We start from the raw sequence: 13,215 nt of genomic DNA, 5'->3' as shown, positions 1-13,215 counted from the left end.
CGCCGAAAGCACCGTTTCGAGAGGAAGAACGAATCGAAAGCACACCACGCCACGGCGCTCTCACCCCGCTATCTCGAACTCCACCACCGACTCCGGAACGAGCAGGCGGTCGGTGAAGAACTGGTAGGTCACTTCCCCGTCGCTCGGGTCCGCGGCCGCCGGGTTCGAGTTCGGCGGCGACATCCCCAGCGACTCGAAGTACCGGCCCCACGCCGCCGCTCGCGGCGAGTTCACCGTGACGTTGACTCGGGCCTCGTCCGCGGGGTCCGGGCCGGTGTCGAACCGACCGCCGAGTTCGACCGACTGTCGGTGGGCGACCACCAGTACCGTCGAACTCCCGCCCACGCCGCCCGAGTCGGACGCGGGGTAGGTTACGACCAGCGGAACGACCGACTGGCGGTCCGTGACGACCAGTCCGGGTTCGGACCGCATCGCGGCGTCGCCCCCGTCCACCCGGAACGTCGCGCCCGCCGAGTACACCACCTGTCCGGCCGGTGCGTCGTACACCAGCGGCCGGGTGGTCTGGGTGTAGGTCAAGTTGGCGTCGCTGTCGGTGTCGTTGACCTGCACCGTTATTCCCACCGGGTCGCCGAACCCGACGCTCGCGCCCGAGAGTTTGAGTTCGGTCGCCCGACTCGGCGCGCCCTCGCTGGTCACGTCGCCCACGTTGTCGGCAAGCACGTCGAACGCCCGGACCGCGTTGGTGAGTTGCTCGTCCTCGCGGGCGTCCTCCAGTCCGCCGATACCGGTGGTGTAGACCACGCCGATGGAGGCGGTCACGAGCGCGAACACGAACACGAAGCCGATGGTCTCGCTGACCCCGCGGCGGTCCAGCAGGTCGCAGTTTCTGCTCACGGGTTCGTCACCTCCAGTCGGTCGGGCGCGGCCCCGGCGTTCAACTCGATTCGGAGGTCGCCGCCCCGGACCGTGGTCGATTGGACCGCGGTCGCGTTGTGGAACTCGACCCGGACCGTCACCTCGGGCGTGTTCGACTGGAGGACGATGGTCGAGTCCGTCGCCGTCGCGTCGATGGTCACGTCGTAGCGCGTGCCCGCGACTCGCTCGGGGAGCGTCATCGACACCGCCACCGTCTCGTCGCCGCGGCCGACTTCCGCGAGTCTGTCGGCGGCCATCAGGTCGGTGGCGATGCGCTCGCCCACCACCGAGAGTTCGGTCCGGACCGCCGACTCCCGGCGGTCCTCTACCATCCCGCCCGTCGCGGTCAGCACCCCGCCGATGAGTAGGGTCGCCACCACGAGATTGAGCGCGTAGTTGACCGTGACCGAGACGCCGCGGTCGTCGGCGCGAAGTCCGTCCCTCATGCTGGCTCACCCCGCGCGACTCGGACCGTCGTGTGGAACGCGAGATTCGGCGTCTCGAAGTGAATATCGAACTCGGCGGCGTACACCGCCGGGACCGCCCGCGGCGACCCCACGGACCCGGCCCCGGCGAAGTTGCCGGACGCCACGTCCGTCGCGCCGCCCGACTCGTCGGCGGTCAACTCGTAGGTGCCGGTGGCCTCCTCGCCGTTCCGGAACTCGATTCGGTAGGGCTCGGTGAGGTCGGTCGCCCAGACGAGTTTCGGGCACGCCGACCCGTTCAGCGTCCCGCGGGTGAGGTCCACCGTCGCCCGCGGTCCGTCGGTCGTACACGCGACTTCGGGCGAGTCGGTGCCGTTCTTGACCGCGACGGCGATGTCGTCGCTACTGTCGTTGTAGAGGTAGACCCGCCAGTCGGTGCCGCCCGCACCGGCGAGTCTGACGTGGAACGACCCCGACCGGCCGTCCGAGAGGTTCTCGCCGGAGACCGACAACCGGACGCGACGGGCGTTGCCCACGTCGTCGGCGAGTTCCCAGTCGCTCGACCCGCCCGCGGCGCTGGTGAAGTTCCGCGAGGCGTTGGTCTGGTAGAGCAGGGTCCCGTCGGTCAGCGCCAGCGAGTCGGTCTCGACGCGCGCGACGGTCCCTCGTTCGGCGCGGTAGCCCGCGGTCACGTCGTCGAACCGAGCGATGGCCTCGGTGACGTTGTTCTCGACTTTCGACCGGGTGTCGTACCCCTCCCGGTTCTCGGCGTCCACGACGCCGCCGACGCCGGTGACGACCTCGTGGCGGTACGTGACCGCCTCGGTGTCCTCGATTTCGGCCCCCCGCGTGGCGAGGTTCTGGGTGTAGATGACGGTGTTCAAAAGCAGTACCAGTGCGACCAGCATCACCGCGATGGCCAGTCCGGTCACGAGTATCAACTGGCCCCGGTCGCGTCCGCCGTCTCCGGACCGCCCGCGGTCGCCCGCGGGCGGTCTCGGGTCGAATCTCACATCTGCCATACGACGATTTGCACCTCCACGACGTTGTACAGCGACGAGTTTCGTGCGGCGTCGGGCGCGTAGAAGTTCGCCGCAGAGACGTTCCCTGCCGCGCCTGACAGCGACGTGTCGTCGTACAGCGCGACGGTCCGGGTCGCGGTGGCGGCGTTGTCGCTCGGCGACCCCATGTACACCATCGTCTGTCGCCGGGTCGCGTTGCCGGGCGTCCGATACCGGACGTAGACGTTGTAGGCGATGCGCCGCCCGGTCGCCGAGAGGTTCCCGAACGTCTGGTTCAGCGCGTCCCCGAAGGCGTTGGGCGGTCCGCCGTTGGCGTAGTACCCCCGCCCCGTCGCGTTGACGAACGCGCCCTGCGCGGGGTCCCAGTAGGTCACCGCGGGCCGGAGCGTCCGGTTCTGTGCCGCCGACGCCAGCAGGTCGCTGGCCGCGGTCCGGTGTTGGTTCTCGACGTGCTGGTTCGACGTGCTGGCGGTCAGCGGCGTCACCGCGGTCGTCTGAAGCGCGAAGAGGACGCCCGAGACCACCAGCAGGGCCGCCGTGAACGCTTCGAGCGTGTGGACCTGCCCGCGACCGCGGGCAGGTCCACGGCCGCGAGAGGTGTCGTCGCTCACGGCTACCACACCCTCACGTAGAGGTCGCTCTCCTCGCCGCCGAGCAGGACGACTCGGCGCGAGACGACCACGCTCTCGGACTCGGGCGGCGTCGGTCCCGCGTCGAGGGTGACGCCCCCGGCCGAGCGAACGGTGCCGTTCTCCTCGATAGTGACGTTGACCGCCGTCGTCGGACTCACTCCGAGCGCGGTCCCGAGGTCCCCGGCGTCGGCGTCGAACCGACACTCGTCGATTCGACCGTCGTCGCTCTCCGAGAAGAACTCGGCGGTACAGGTGGCGTTCAGCGCGCCCGGCGTCTCGGGGTCGGCGAGCAACTGCTCGGCCAACAGACTCGCGGTCCGGTCGCTCGCCAGCACGTCGCCCTCCCCGCTGGCGGTGAACGGTTCGAAGACGCCGGGGAGGAACCCGACGACGAACGCCACCGTCAGCAGGAAGACGCTCATCCCGACCACGAAATCGACGCTGGTCTGCGCTCGGGCGTTCGAGCGTCGGGAATCCCCGGCGAAACTGGCGGAGAGACCGCTCAGAAAGCCCCCGGTCGCGCGACCGGCCCCTTTCAGTCCCGCCCATGTCGGCTGGTCGGCCGAGCGTTCGCTTGTCGGATTTTGGAAATAAGATTCTTTCTTAGAGAAAACTCTAGTTAGCCTATAGCTATCTATGTATTGTTCGAGGGAGTCCCAACGCCGATTAGGACTCGGCCGTCGGCGTTCCGAACTCGAAGAGGAAATCTCGCCGAACATGGTTAGATGAACGCGAAGGTCAGGAGTGCGACTGTCGGCAGTACCACGGCGAACTTCACGCCAGACATGAGCGAGGCGTCCCGGATGTAGCCCGCGATGAACCCCGAGAGGACCGCTTGCAGGGTCACGGCGTGGAAGAACAGCATCGACAGGAGTTTCGTGTCGATGCCGCCGCCGAACTGCGAGGCTCCCGCGCCGCCGCCCGACGACGAGGCTTGCCCGGCCAGACCCGCCATCACGTCGAGGAACTTCACCTTCAGGATGGCCATCACCGCCAGCAGGGTGAGGTAGGTCATGATGATGATGACGACCTGCATCCGCGAACGAGACTTGCGCTCGCGGGCGATGTCGTCCTGATTCTCGCTGGCTTGGGCCGCAGTCGAGAGAACCGCCGTAATCTGGCTGGAGGCCTCCTGTGCCTTCGAGACCAGTTTGACCGTCCGGGCGAGTCGCGGGATGTGGTACCGGTTGTTGAACTCGATGAGCGCCGCCTTCAGACTCATCCCGTACTCGACCTTGGCGTGAATCACGTCGAACTCGTCGGCGAGTTTACCTGACGAGGTGTCCGCGACGGTACGAATCGACTCCAACAGGGTCAGTCCGGTGTCGTTGGCCGACGACAGCTTCCGGAGGTTGTCCGAGAGTTTGTCTACGACCGCCTTCCGCGACCGGACGTTCCACGTGTGGAAGATTGCGAGGGGAAGGAAGTTGACGTACACCGGGACGTAGACGTAGATGAACGTCCCCCAAATCGGCTGAGCGACCATATCCTGAAAGTTCCGGGGTGCCGCGCCGGTCCACACTGCGTTTCCGACCAGCACCAGCGACGCCGGGAACGTCAACCCGAGGATGAAAAGCGGGTGTTCCCGGAAGAAGATGTGGGGTCGCTTCAACAGCGCCACCGTCTCGTAGGTCCCCTCCCTGCTCTTGATGCGGTCGAAGACCGAGAACTCGCCGACGTACTTCTCGATGAGACCGAGGTGGAGCAGACCCGCGCCGGTCGTGGCTTCGAGTCGGTCCCCGCCGTCTGCGGGGTTGAGGTAGCCGTCGCCGGGGTCGTCCTGCTTGACCGTCGAGACCAGCACGAGGAACCCGGCACCCGTCAGCGGAATCAACCCGTACACCGTCGCGTAGAGCATCGACTCTTGGGCCTCCCCGAGCATCGACATGATGACGAGGATGATGATGAGAAGCAGGGGAAACAGCGAGAGGGTCATGTACATCTCGCCGAACAACTCCAGCGTCTCCAGCGTCATCTCCTGTTCCTGCTTGGCGGTCCGCATGTGCTTGTCCTTCTTGTCGTCCAAGAAGTCGCTCATGTCGCCCCCGGAGTTGACTATGGAGAGCATGTCGGTCAGAAACTGGCCCAACTCGTCGCTCGGCGTCTCCAGCGACCGCTTGCGAATCGCGGTCCGGTAGTCGGTGTCGAAGTACTCGGTCTCTTGGACGATGGACTGGAACTCGCGGGCCACCTCGCCGTAGGTGTCGTCGGCCTTCGCCATCGCCTCCAGAATCTCCAACTGGTTCAACCCCCCGATGGAGAGGGCGTACATGAACGAGATGGCGTCGGGCAACAGCATGTTTATCTCCCGTTCGCGCTCGCTGGCCCGCATGTACGGAATCCCGACGATGACGCCGAACCCGATGGTGAACCCGATTGCGCCGAAGACGAAGCCGCTTGCCACCACGAGCGCCGGGATTTTGAGCGCGTTGATAATCTGCGCCACTTGCTCGCTGGGCACCGGCAGGCCGATGAGGACTCCAACGTCCACGAGACCGGTCACGAACAGGACGTAACCCACGACCAGACCGAGCAACCAGAGGACGACTCCCGCGAGGACGCCGACTGCCAGCCCTCGGGAGAGGTACAGTTCCACCGTGTCGGGCATCCGCGCCTCGGCGAGTTTGGTCTCCACGTCGTCCACGAAGTCGCCGTCCTCGTCGAACAGATAGTCGAACAGCGGGTAGAACGCGTCGGCCAGCGAGTCGGCCGACCGCTCGGGGGAGTTCGCGCTCCCGTGACTCATCGCTCGTCCTCCCGCCGGTCGTCCTCGTCGTCTTCGAAGGCGGCCTCGAAGTCGCCGAAGGAGCTATCGCCGTTCTCGTCGTCCTCTTCTTGCTCGTCGTACACTTCGGGGAAACTCCCGAGTTCTCCGGCGTCGTTGACGTTCCGAACGCTGTCCTCCGGACCGACCGATTCGGTGTCCTGCACCGACTCGCTCTCGGCGGGTTCGGAGTCGAGGATGTCGCCGCCGAACGGCGCGTCGGCGTCGTCGGATGCGGGTGCGTCCGAACCGTCGGCACCGGGTTCGGCCTCGATTTCCGCGGGCGCGTCGGTTGGTTCGGCAGACTCGGCGAGTGCGACGGCGAGTCCGTCCACGTCGGCGTCCGCTCCCCGGTAGTCGTCGAGCAGGCGGTCCTCGGCCTCCGCGAGGATGCCCTTGGCGAGGTCGTAGGTCTCCTCGCTCGGGTCGGGCCGGGGAACCATCTCCTCTTTCTTGGGGTTCACGTCGATTTGGACGCTCTCCATCTCCCGGAGGTCTTCGAGGCTATCTTCGAGTTTCTCGTTGGCGACCAGCGTCAGGATGGTGTCGGGGTCGTTGATGAACGCCTGTACGGTCGCGGCGACCTGCGTGTACTCGTTGAGACCGTTTTTGATGAGGTACGCGAGGATGACCCGGCGCTTGAGAATTTCTTTCTCCAGTCTGTCGCGGTTCCATCCGCGGTCGAACATGATGTCCTCCATCGTGTTCGACCCCGAGAGGCGCATGAACTCGTCGTCTTCGGCGCGCCACTGGAAGATGTCTTGGACGTTGATTTCGTCGTTCTCGGCGTTGTACTCGTTTATCTCCGTGAGCGACTTGTTCCGCCGGACCTTGCTGTCGTTGACGCGGGTCTGGGTCTGGATGGACACCAAGTCGAGGGCGGTGAACAGCGTCTTGCTGACGCTGATGGGTTCGGTGGTGAACCGCTTGAGAACTTCTCCCACCGTGTCGGCGTGGAAGGTGGTGTAGGTCGTGTGCCCCGTGGACATGACTTGGAAGAGGGTCCGACCCTCCTCGCCGCGAATCTCGCCCATCACGATGTAGTCGGGGCGCTGGCGGAGCGCCGCCTCCAGCAGGTCGAACTCGTCCACGTCGCCCTTGTCGTCGTCCGAGAAGGAAGGCCGGGTGACGCTGGCAATCCAGTTGCGCTGTGGCAGTTCGACCTCGCGGGTGTCCTCGATGGAGACGATTTTGGAGTTGCTGGGGATGAACAGCGAGACGGCGTTCAGCGAAGTCGTCTTCCCGGACGCCGTGCCCCCGGCGAAGATGAGCGACTTGTGGTTCTCGATAGCGAGCCACATGAACGCCATCTCTTCGAGCGAGAAGGTGTTCCAGTTCACGAGGTCGACCGGCGTGAACGGCACGTCCTTGAACTGCCGGATGGTGTAGTTGGTCCCGTGGTCGCTCACCTCGCGGCCGAGGGTCAACTGGGCCCGAGAGCCGTCGGGGAGGGTGGCGTCTACCTGCGGTTGGCGCTTGCTGATGCCTTTCCCCGACCGCTGGGCCATCTTGACCACGAAGTCGTCCAACTCGTCTTCGCCGTGGTAGACGTTGGTGATTATCTGCTCGTAGTCGGTGTGGTAGACGAACACCGGCGAGTTGTAGCCGTCACAGGAGATGTCCTCGACGTTGATGTCGTGTTTCACGCCGTCGATGCGCTCGTAGCCGATGAAGTCCCGCCGGAGGTAGTAGAGCAGTTTCTGGGCCTGATACTCCGAGAGGTCGTCGCTGTCCTCCTCGATGAGGACCGGCTCCGGCCGGACCATGATGCCGTCCAAGCCGCCGGAGTCGTCGGGTTCCAGCGCCTCGATTTTGGCTTCGACCGCGGCCCGGACCTGCTGGCGGAGCGACCCCTCGGCCTCGAAGTCCAAATCGAGGTACTCGTCGAGTCGGATGCGAGGGTCGTCGCCGTCGTCGGTCGTTGCGGGTAGGTCACTCCCATCCGCGTCGTCGGTCTTCGCCGGGAGGTCGGCGGATTCGGCTTCGTCGGGCGAAGACGGTTCCGCCGGTGTCTCGGGCGACTCCGGCGAGACCGTTTCGGGGTCTGTAGCGTCGGTGTCTGCCGAGTCGTCGCCGACCGCGCCGCCGTCCGCCGCGACCTCCTCGGAGTCGGTCGCGGCGTCGGCATCCGGTGACGGGTCGGTGTCGGGCGTCTGTTCTGCTTCTGGCGACGAGTCGGTTTCGGACTCCGCGGCGTCCGCGTCGGGGTCCTCGTCGTCCGTCTCGTCAGTGCGTTCGTCTCGGCGCTCCTCGATGAACTCCCGGACCGGTTCGAACGCGGCGTCGGTCTCCTCGCGGAGTCGTTCGACGTAGGCCGACACCGCGTCTCTGGTCTCGTCGTAGCGGTCGAGCAGTTCTTTCAGTTGCTCGGCGCGTTCGCCGTCGTTCTCGGCGTAGAGGTCGTAGCGCGCGAGCAGTCGGAGGGTCTCGCGCTCGATGACCTCCTCGCGTTCCTCCTCTTGAGCCTCGACGACGACATCCTCGCTGGAGTACTTGATGGACGACCGAAGCTTCTCGGTCAAAAACTCCTTCAGGTCCTCCTCGATGGGCGTGCAGTACGGCTCCACGAGGTAGTACTTGGTCTCGTTCTCCTTCTCGGAGTGGAAGATGACGACGAACGAGTAGGGCTTGTTGACCCAGTAGCGGTCCACCTCCCGAAAGTGCTGTTTCTTGGGAAGTGCGACTTCCTTTTCGAGGTCGTAGCGGTTCGCCAGCGTGGTGTGGCCCTCGAAGGTCGAGAAGAAGGCGTCCTCGTCCAGTTCCTCGGGCACGTCGAGGGTGCGCTCGTCCTCGATTTGCAGGAGTTTCCGGGCGTCGTGTGCGCCCTCCGCGAGGCGTTCTTCGAGGTCCTCCTCGGGGAAACCGAGCCACTCCTCTTTGTCGAAGCGGTCGATTTCCCCCTCGTCGTCGCGCGGTCGCTCCGGGGCGGTGACGCTAGTGTCGGTGTAGTAGTACTCGTACTTGAAGTGTTCCCAGTAGTACTCGCCCTTCGTGACGGGCGTGGTCGCCGGGTCTAGCCACTCCTCGAACGACGCGCTCAGGTCGGTGACGGCCCACCCCGCCTCGAAGACGCTGGCCGGGAAGTCGTCGTGGCCGTGCCACTTGCTCCGGTCGAAGGGGACGACTTCGCCCGACTCGTCGCGGGGGAGCGCCATCCCCTCCTCGCTCTCGTCGTAGTAGTACTCGTACCGGAAGTGTTCCCAGAGGTACTCGCCGAGCGCCACGGGCGTCTTCTCCGGGTCGAGAAAGTCCTCGAAGTAGGCGCTCAGCCCCTCGGCGGTCTCTACACCGTCTTCGACTCGCTGGTCGGTCTCGTCGGGGTCGTGGCCGAGGTACTCCGACGGTTCGAAGGGGAGGGCCTTCCCCCGCCAGTTGGTCGGCGGACTCCCGTCCTCGTAGAAGAACTCGTCTTTGAACTCCTCCCAGTCGTACTCGCCGACGGTGACGCCCGCGCTGGTTAGCTTCTCGTCGCTGATTTCGAGCGAGTCCGGCCCCGCGTCGTTCTCGGCGGTGTCGGATTCATGGTCTTCGTCTCCGCCTTCGGTGTCCGCTTCGTCGGCCCCTTCGTCTTCTCCTTCGGTGTTTTCGACTTCTGGGGCTTCGATGTCGTCGTCTTTGGAGTCGGTATCGCCTTCCGCGTCTCCGCCTTCGGGGTCGGATTCGTCGGCGTCAGGTTCGTCGGCGTCGGGGTCTGCGTCGGAGCCGTCCGCCTGCCGTCGTTTTTCGTCGGGGATGTCGTCCCCGGCGTCCCGTTCGTCGCTCATTGACTACTCCCCTCGCCTAATGACGCAAAAAACCTCGTAACAGACAAAAGATACGTCCTCATACTTTACTTTACATGGTCGATGGAGGGATAATGAACATTGTGGCCGCTCACCCGCCTCCGTGATACGTCACGGTCGGCCGAGTATCGGACTCACGCGGCGCGTTCCTGCGTCTGAACCGGCTCCTACCGGGAGTCGTGTCACTAGACTTACCGAAACTCCGACCGAATCTGACGTGTCGCCGCTCAGATTCGAACCGGAAAGCGTAACTTTCGGGGTTCGCAACCCCCGTGCGTGATTTCAGTACGGTTCTTGGCGATGCTCAGCACGGTCCTGCTCGTGGTCGGTGCGCTTCTCGTCGGCGAGGCAATCCACGGCGGGGTCGTGAACGGCACCTACGCTCTGACCTCGCCGTGGGTGGTGTTGCGGGTCGTGGTCGGCGGCCTGTTCATCGCACTCGGCTACCGGTTCCGGACGCCCACCGAGGAGTACGTCGCCATGCCCTCGGGCGAGTCCCACCGGCGGGAGGGGTCCGGCGACGAGTCGCCGGACCCCGACGGAACCGGCGACCGAACCGGCGATTTCGACCCCGAGATGTCGCCGCTCGGCGGCGACGGTCTGGAACACGTAGACGCCGACGCGGACGACCCGCGCGAGAACGGCCGAGAGTGACGGCGACTGCGATTCTCTCCGCTCGATTGAAAGTGCGGAACTTTTAACCTTGGCGGATAATACCACAAACCATGGCGATACGCGAACAAGTACCGAAACCCCTCCGCGGTCCGGCGGGTTTCGCATCGTTGGCAGTCATGCTACTCGGCATCGTCGTGGGGTACATCCTCACCACGGTCGGACTGACGCTGTACTTCGGTCTCGACCCCATCGAACAGGGCGCGGTCAGCACCGTCGAGTCTATCTCGGTAATCGCCATCGGGGTCGGCACGTTCGGTCTCGGCTACCTCGGATGGCGCGGCTTCAACTACTTCGCATACTAACATGCCGACGGACGTTCGCACTCACCCCGACACGCCCGACTTAGAACAGTTACAGAACTTGGTCCTCGAACCGATTCCCCAATCCGAGATACGTCGCCGACGGTCGGACGGCGAGGTACTCGTCGAGGATGTCGTCAACGACCGCGAGGACCTCGACGTGCGCGCGCCCATGACGCCCGAACCGGGCGAACCCTCCGAGGGCGACGTTGGCACCGCGCTCTACCGCCTCGTCCAGTTGTTCGGCACTCCGACGTTCCCCGAGTACATGGCGGGCGAGGACATCAGCGACCGCCACGAGACGACGTACAAGTACCTCTTCCGGGTCCAACTCGAAGACGACGTGGAGGACCTGCCCGACGAGTGGTTGATGACCATCCGCGACTGGCAACTCGAAGTCGGCGTCGGCATCTGCGAGTGGCGCGACGACGGCGGGGAGTTCACCGCCGACTCCGGTGTCGCGCTCACGTCGATGGCGCTCGCCCAGAACGTCACCAACGAACCCGTGGCGTGCGACTTCAAGGAAATCTGGTACTGACCCGCCGACATGGACGACCCGAAGGAAACCGTCTACGTCTGGCTGACGGACGAAGGCAACCGAGTCCTTCTGCTGTTCGCGCTGGCGAGCGGTCTCGGTCTGGCGAGTCTGTTCTCGTTTTTCACCGCGTCGTCGGACGCGCCCACGCGACCCCAGTTCGCGCTTCTCGTCGCCGCGATGATAGTCGTCTTCTACATGACGCTCCGGACCAACGCGTACTGAGCGTTCGGCATCGAAAACATCTATCTAAGCACGAAAATTGTTTCTCTAAGCGTCGAATAGATTTCCGAAGCCCGCAGACGCTTAGTTCCCGGTCAGCCAGTGCATCAGCGCGAACGCGACGGCGAGCGACCCGACGAGCAGGCCCGCGAACGCGGGGACGATGGCGTCGTAGCCGTAGAGTCCGACCGAGTGCCCGGCGTAAGCCGCGACGATGAACCCCGGCACCGACAGCACCAGAAACAGCGACGAGAGGTAACTCGCCAGCGTCGGGTTGTCGTTGTGACTGGCGAACGTCCCCCGCTCGCGGACCGTCTTCTCCGGTTGGGGCGTGTCCTTCGGCACGTGACGAGGTAGCGCGTGACGGTCTAAAAACGCCTCGGTCGCTAGCGGTGTACTCGGTTGTCGCTGTGGTGTCGGTTGTCGTTGTTGTCGCCGTTTCAGTCGTCGTTGTCGTCGCTGTGGTTTCGGTTGTTGCTGTTTCAGTTGTCGTTGTGGTTTCAGTGGTGTTGGTTGTCGTCGCCGTTTCAGTCGTCGCTGTTATCACTGTCATCACTGTCGTCGCCGTTTCGGTTGTCGCTGTTTCGGTCGTCTTCGTCGTCACTGTCGTCTGAAACGTGGGAGAGACCGCGGGAACCGTCATGATGAACACCTCGAAAGCCCCCGCCCGCTCGCTACGTACCGCGACAGCGACCGCAGGAACCGACGTAACGAAGTCTTCGAAAGCCCCCGCCCGCTCGCGGTCGCTCAGCGACATATCTTCGGCTCACTTCGTTCGCCTCAGATAGGGGTCGCTGAGGCGACTAAACTGCCCGCGAGCGGGCGGCCCCTTTATCCCACCCGGCGGTTGTCCGGCCGAGCGTCTGCGGTGGTGGTTGGTCGGTCAAGCGTCTTCGCTGGCGGTTGTCCGGCCGAGCGTCTGCCGGGAATCCGGTTTGCCGAGCGCGTCCGAACCATCGAGTTCGCCGCCGCGACTCGCCGCCGAAACGACGCGCCAGTCGCTCAGGCCTCCAGATAGCCGCCGAGCGTCAGCGCACCGAAATACGCCGCGTAGAAGGTTATCAGGTACGTCGGCAGGCCGCTGGCGAGCGCCTCGCCCACCATCTTCGGCAGGAGGAGACCCCGAGCGAACCGTGGGTAGCCCAGAATCCACAGCGGCCCAATCCACGCGACGACGTTCGTCGCCAGACCCACGACCACCGCGACCAGCGACAGGGCGATGCTCTCGGAGAGGTCGGCGGCGAGAAAGTGGGTGTAGGCCCCCGCCGCGACCACGAACCCGAGCGCCCACGTCTCGGTGACGCCCCACGGCAGGAAGTTCTCTTGGAGGAACATGAACGTCCCCATCCCGGCGACGACGCCCGTCAGCGACCCGAGCGCCAACACTCGGAGGCGCTCGCGGACCGCACCGAGTCCGAACCCGGCCGCCGACAGCGCGCGTTCAGCCATCCGTCTCCTCCTCGACTCCGACCTCGACTTCCGCGTCCTGTATCGTCCCCTGTAGTTGGCCGGTCACGACCACTTCGCCCGCTCGCGCGGCGTCGATAGCCTGCTCGCGGTGGTCCTCGTCGATGCTGAGGCGGGCGGTCACGGTCCGGGTCTCGCCCGCCGGAACCGTCGCCTCTTCGAGGTCGTTACCGAACCCCGACACCTGCTCGCCGTCCGCTCTGGCGTAGAGTCGGCCGTGAGTCGCGGTGAACGCGCTCCGGGTCGGGTTGCGAACCGCTATCTGGACTACGAGGTGGTCGCCGTCGTCCGACACCGCCACGTCGGTCGCAGTCGCGTCGATGCTGACCTTGTTCATCACCGCGAGGTGCGCGGAGAACGTCGGCACGAACAGCGCGGACGCGACGAGCGCGACCACCAGAAACGACCCCAGCGTGACCGGTTTCCGGGGACTGAAGGGTGTGCGGTCGGTCATGTACTGTCAGTATTCGGTTGCTCTGGCGACAAAAATGTTGTCTGATACCACGCACCTCGGCG

The 13,215-nt window shown here is 65.1% G+C and carries 15 protein-coding genes; 5 read left to right on the top strand and 10 right to left on the bottom strand.

What is annotated here, in order from left to right; translation table 11 throughout:
• Positions 1 to 60: 60 nt before the first annotated feature.
• From P2T60_RS05325 to P2T60_RS21830, 7 genes are all read right to left on the bottom strand, one after another.
• Positions 61 to 855, bottom strand: coding sequence for a DUF7289 family protein (locus tag P2T60_RS05325; RefSeq protein WP_276281516.1), 795 nt, complete (start codon positions 853 to 855; stop codon positions 61 to 63).
• Positions 852 to 1,322, bottom strand: a complete 471-nt coding sequence (locus P2T60_RS05320) for a DUF7266 family protein (RefSeq protein ID WP_276281515.1) — start codon at positions 1,320 to 1,322, stop codon at positions 852 to 854. The genes P2T60_RS05325 and P2T60_RS05320 overlap by 4 nt, the downstream gene beginning before the upstream one ends.
• Positions 1,319 to 2,323, bottom strand: coding sequence for a DUF7261 family protein (locus tag P2T60_RS05315; protein ID WP_276281514.1), 1,005 nt, complete (start codon positions 2,321 to 2,323; stop codon positions 1,319 to 1,321). Before P2T60_RS05315 ends, P2T60_RS05320 begins: the two co-directional genes overlap by 4 nt.
• Positions 2,311 to 2,934, bottom strand: coding sequence for a DUF7288 family protein (locus P2T60_RS05310; protein WP_276281513.1), 624 nt, complete (start codon positions 2,932 to 2,934; stop codon positions 2,311 to 2,313). The genes P2T60_RS05315 and P2T60_RS05310 overlap by 13 nt, the downstream gene beginning before the upstream one ends.
• Before the next feature lie 2 nt (positions 2,935 to 2,936).
• Positions 2,937 to 3,461 (bottom strand): DUF7287 family protein, encoded by a 525-nt coding sequence (locus tag P2T60_RS05305; protein ID WP_420028707.1) that lies wholly within the window; start codon positions 3,459 to 3,461, stop codon positions 2,937 to 2,939.
• Between the two features lie 215 nt (positions 3,462 to 3,676).
• On the bottom strand, positions 3,677 to 5,701 hold the full coding sequence (locus P2T60_RS05300; RefSeq protein WP_276281511.1) for a type II secretion system F family protein: 2,025 nt from the start codon (positions 5,699 to 5,701) through the stop codon (positions 3,677 to 3,679).
• Positions 5,698 to 9,483, bottom strand: a complete 3,786-nt coding sequence (locus P2T60_RS21830) for a type II/IV secretion system ATPase subunit (RefSeq protein ID WP_420028700.1) — start codon at positions 9,481 to 9,483, stop codon at positions 5,698 to 5,700. Before P2T60_RS21830 ends, P2T60_RS05300 begins: the two co-directional genes overlap by 4 nt.
• Before the next feature lie 294 nt (positions 9,484 to 9,777).
• On the opposite strand from P2T60_RS21830, the gene P2T60_RS05290 reads away from it, so the two are divergent.
• The 4 genes from P2T60_RS05290 (at position 9,778) to P2T60_RS05275 (ending at position 11,235) form a co-directional block, all read left to right on the top strand.
• Entirely contained in the window at positions 9,778 to 10,155 is a 378-nt protein-coding gene (locus P2T60_RS05290; RefSeq protein WP_276281510.1) for a hypothetical protein, read from the top strand.
• A 71-nt stretch (positions 10,156 to 10,226) separates the two neighbouring features.
• On the top strand, positions 10,227 to 10,478 hold the full coding sequence (locus P2T60_RS05285; RefSeq protein WP_276281509.1) for a hypothetical protein: 252 nt from the start codon (positions 10,227 to 10,229) through the stop codon (positions 10,476 to 10,478).
• 1 nt (position 10,479) lies between these two features.
• Entirely contained in the window at positions 10,480 to 11,013 is a 534-nt protein-coding gene (locus tag P2T60_RS05280; protein WP_276281508.1) for a hypothetical protein, read from the top strand.
• 9 nt (positions 11,014 to 11,022) lie between these two features.
• Positions 11,023 to 11,235, top strand: a complete 213-nt coding sequence (locus P2T60_RS05275; RefSeq protein ID WP_276281507.1) for a hypothetical protein — start codon at positions 11,023 to 11,025, stop codon at positions 11,233 to 11,235.
• 81 nt (positions 11,236 to 11,316) lie between these two features.
• Here the strand turns inward: P2T60_RS05275 and P2T60_RS05270 are convergent, their stop codons facing one another.
• Positions 11,317 to 11,577, bottom strand: a complete 261-nt coding sequence (locus P2T60_RS05270; protein ID WP_276281506.1) for a hypothetical protein — start codon at positions 11,575 to 11,577, stop codon at positions 11,317 to 11,319.
• Between the two features lie 47 nt (positions 11,578 to 11,624).
• Here P2T60_RS05270 and P2T60_RS05265 point away from each other — a divergent pair, with 47 nt between their 5' ends.
• A complete protein-coding gene (locus P2T60_RS05265) occupies positions 11,625 to 11,846 on the top strand; it encodes a hypothetical protein (RefSeq protein WP_276281505.1) in 222 nt (73 codons plus the stop codon).
• A 388-nt stretch (positions 11,847 to 12,234) separates the two neighbouring features.
• On the opposite strand, the gene P2T60_RS05260 is transcribed toward P2T60_RS05265, so the two are convergent.
• Both P2T60_RS05260 and P2T60_RS05255 read right to left on the bottom strand, forming a co-directional pair.
• Positions 12,235 to 12,681: a hypothetical protein gene (locus P2T60_RS05260; protein WP_276281504.1), complete on the bottom strand. Its 447-nt coding sequence runs from the start codon at positions 12,679 to 12,681 to the stop codon at positions 12,235 to 12,237.
• The gene (locus tag P2T60_RS05255; protein ID WP_276281503.1) at positions 12,674 to 13,153 is read right to left on the bottom strand and encodes a hypothetical protein; all 480 of its coding nucleotides are present in this window, start codon (positions 13,151 to 13,153) and stop codon (positions 12,674 to 12,676) included. The genes P2T60_RS05260 and P2T60_RS05255 overlap by 8 nt, the downstream gene beginning before the upstream one ends.
• Positions 13,154 to 13,215: the final 62 nt, after the last annotated feature.

Origin of the sequence: Halorussus caseinilyticus, assembly GCF_029338395.1 — an archaeon.
Lineage (GTDB): Archaea > Halobacteriota > Halobacteria > Halobacteriales > Haladaptataceae > Halorussus > Halorussus caseinilyticus.
This window is presented reverse-complemented; position numbering and strand designations above follow the sequence as displayed.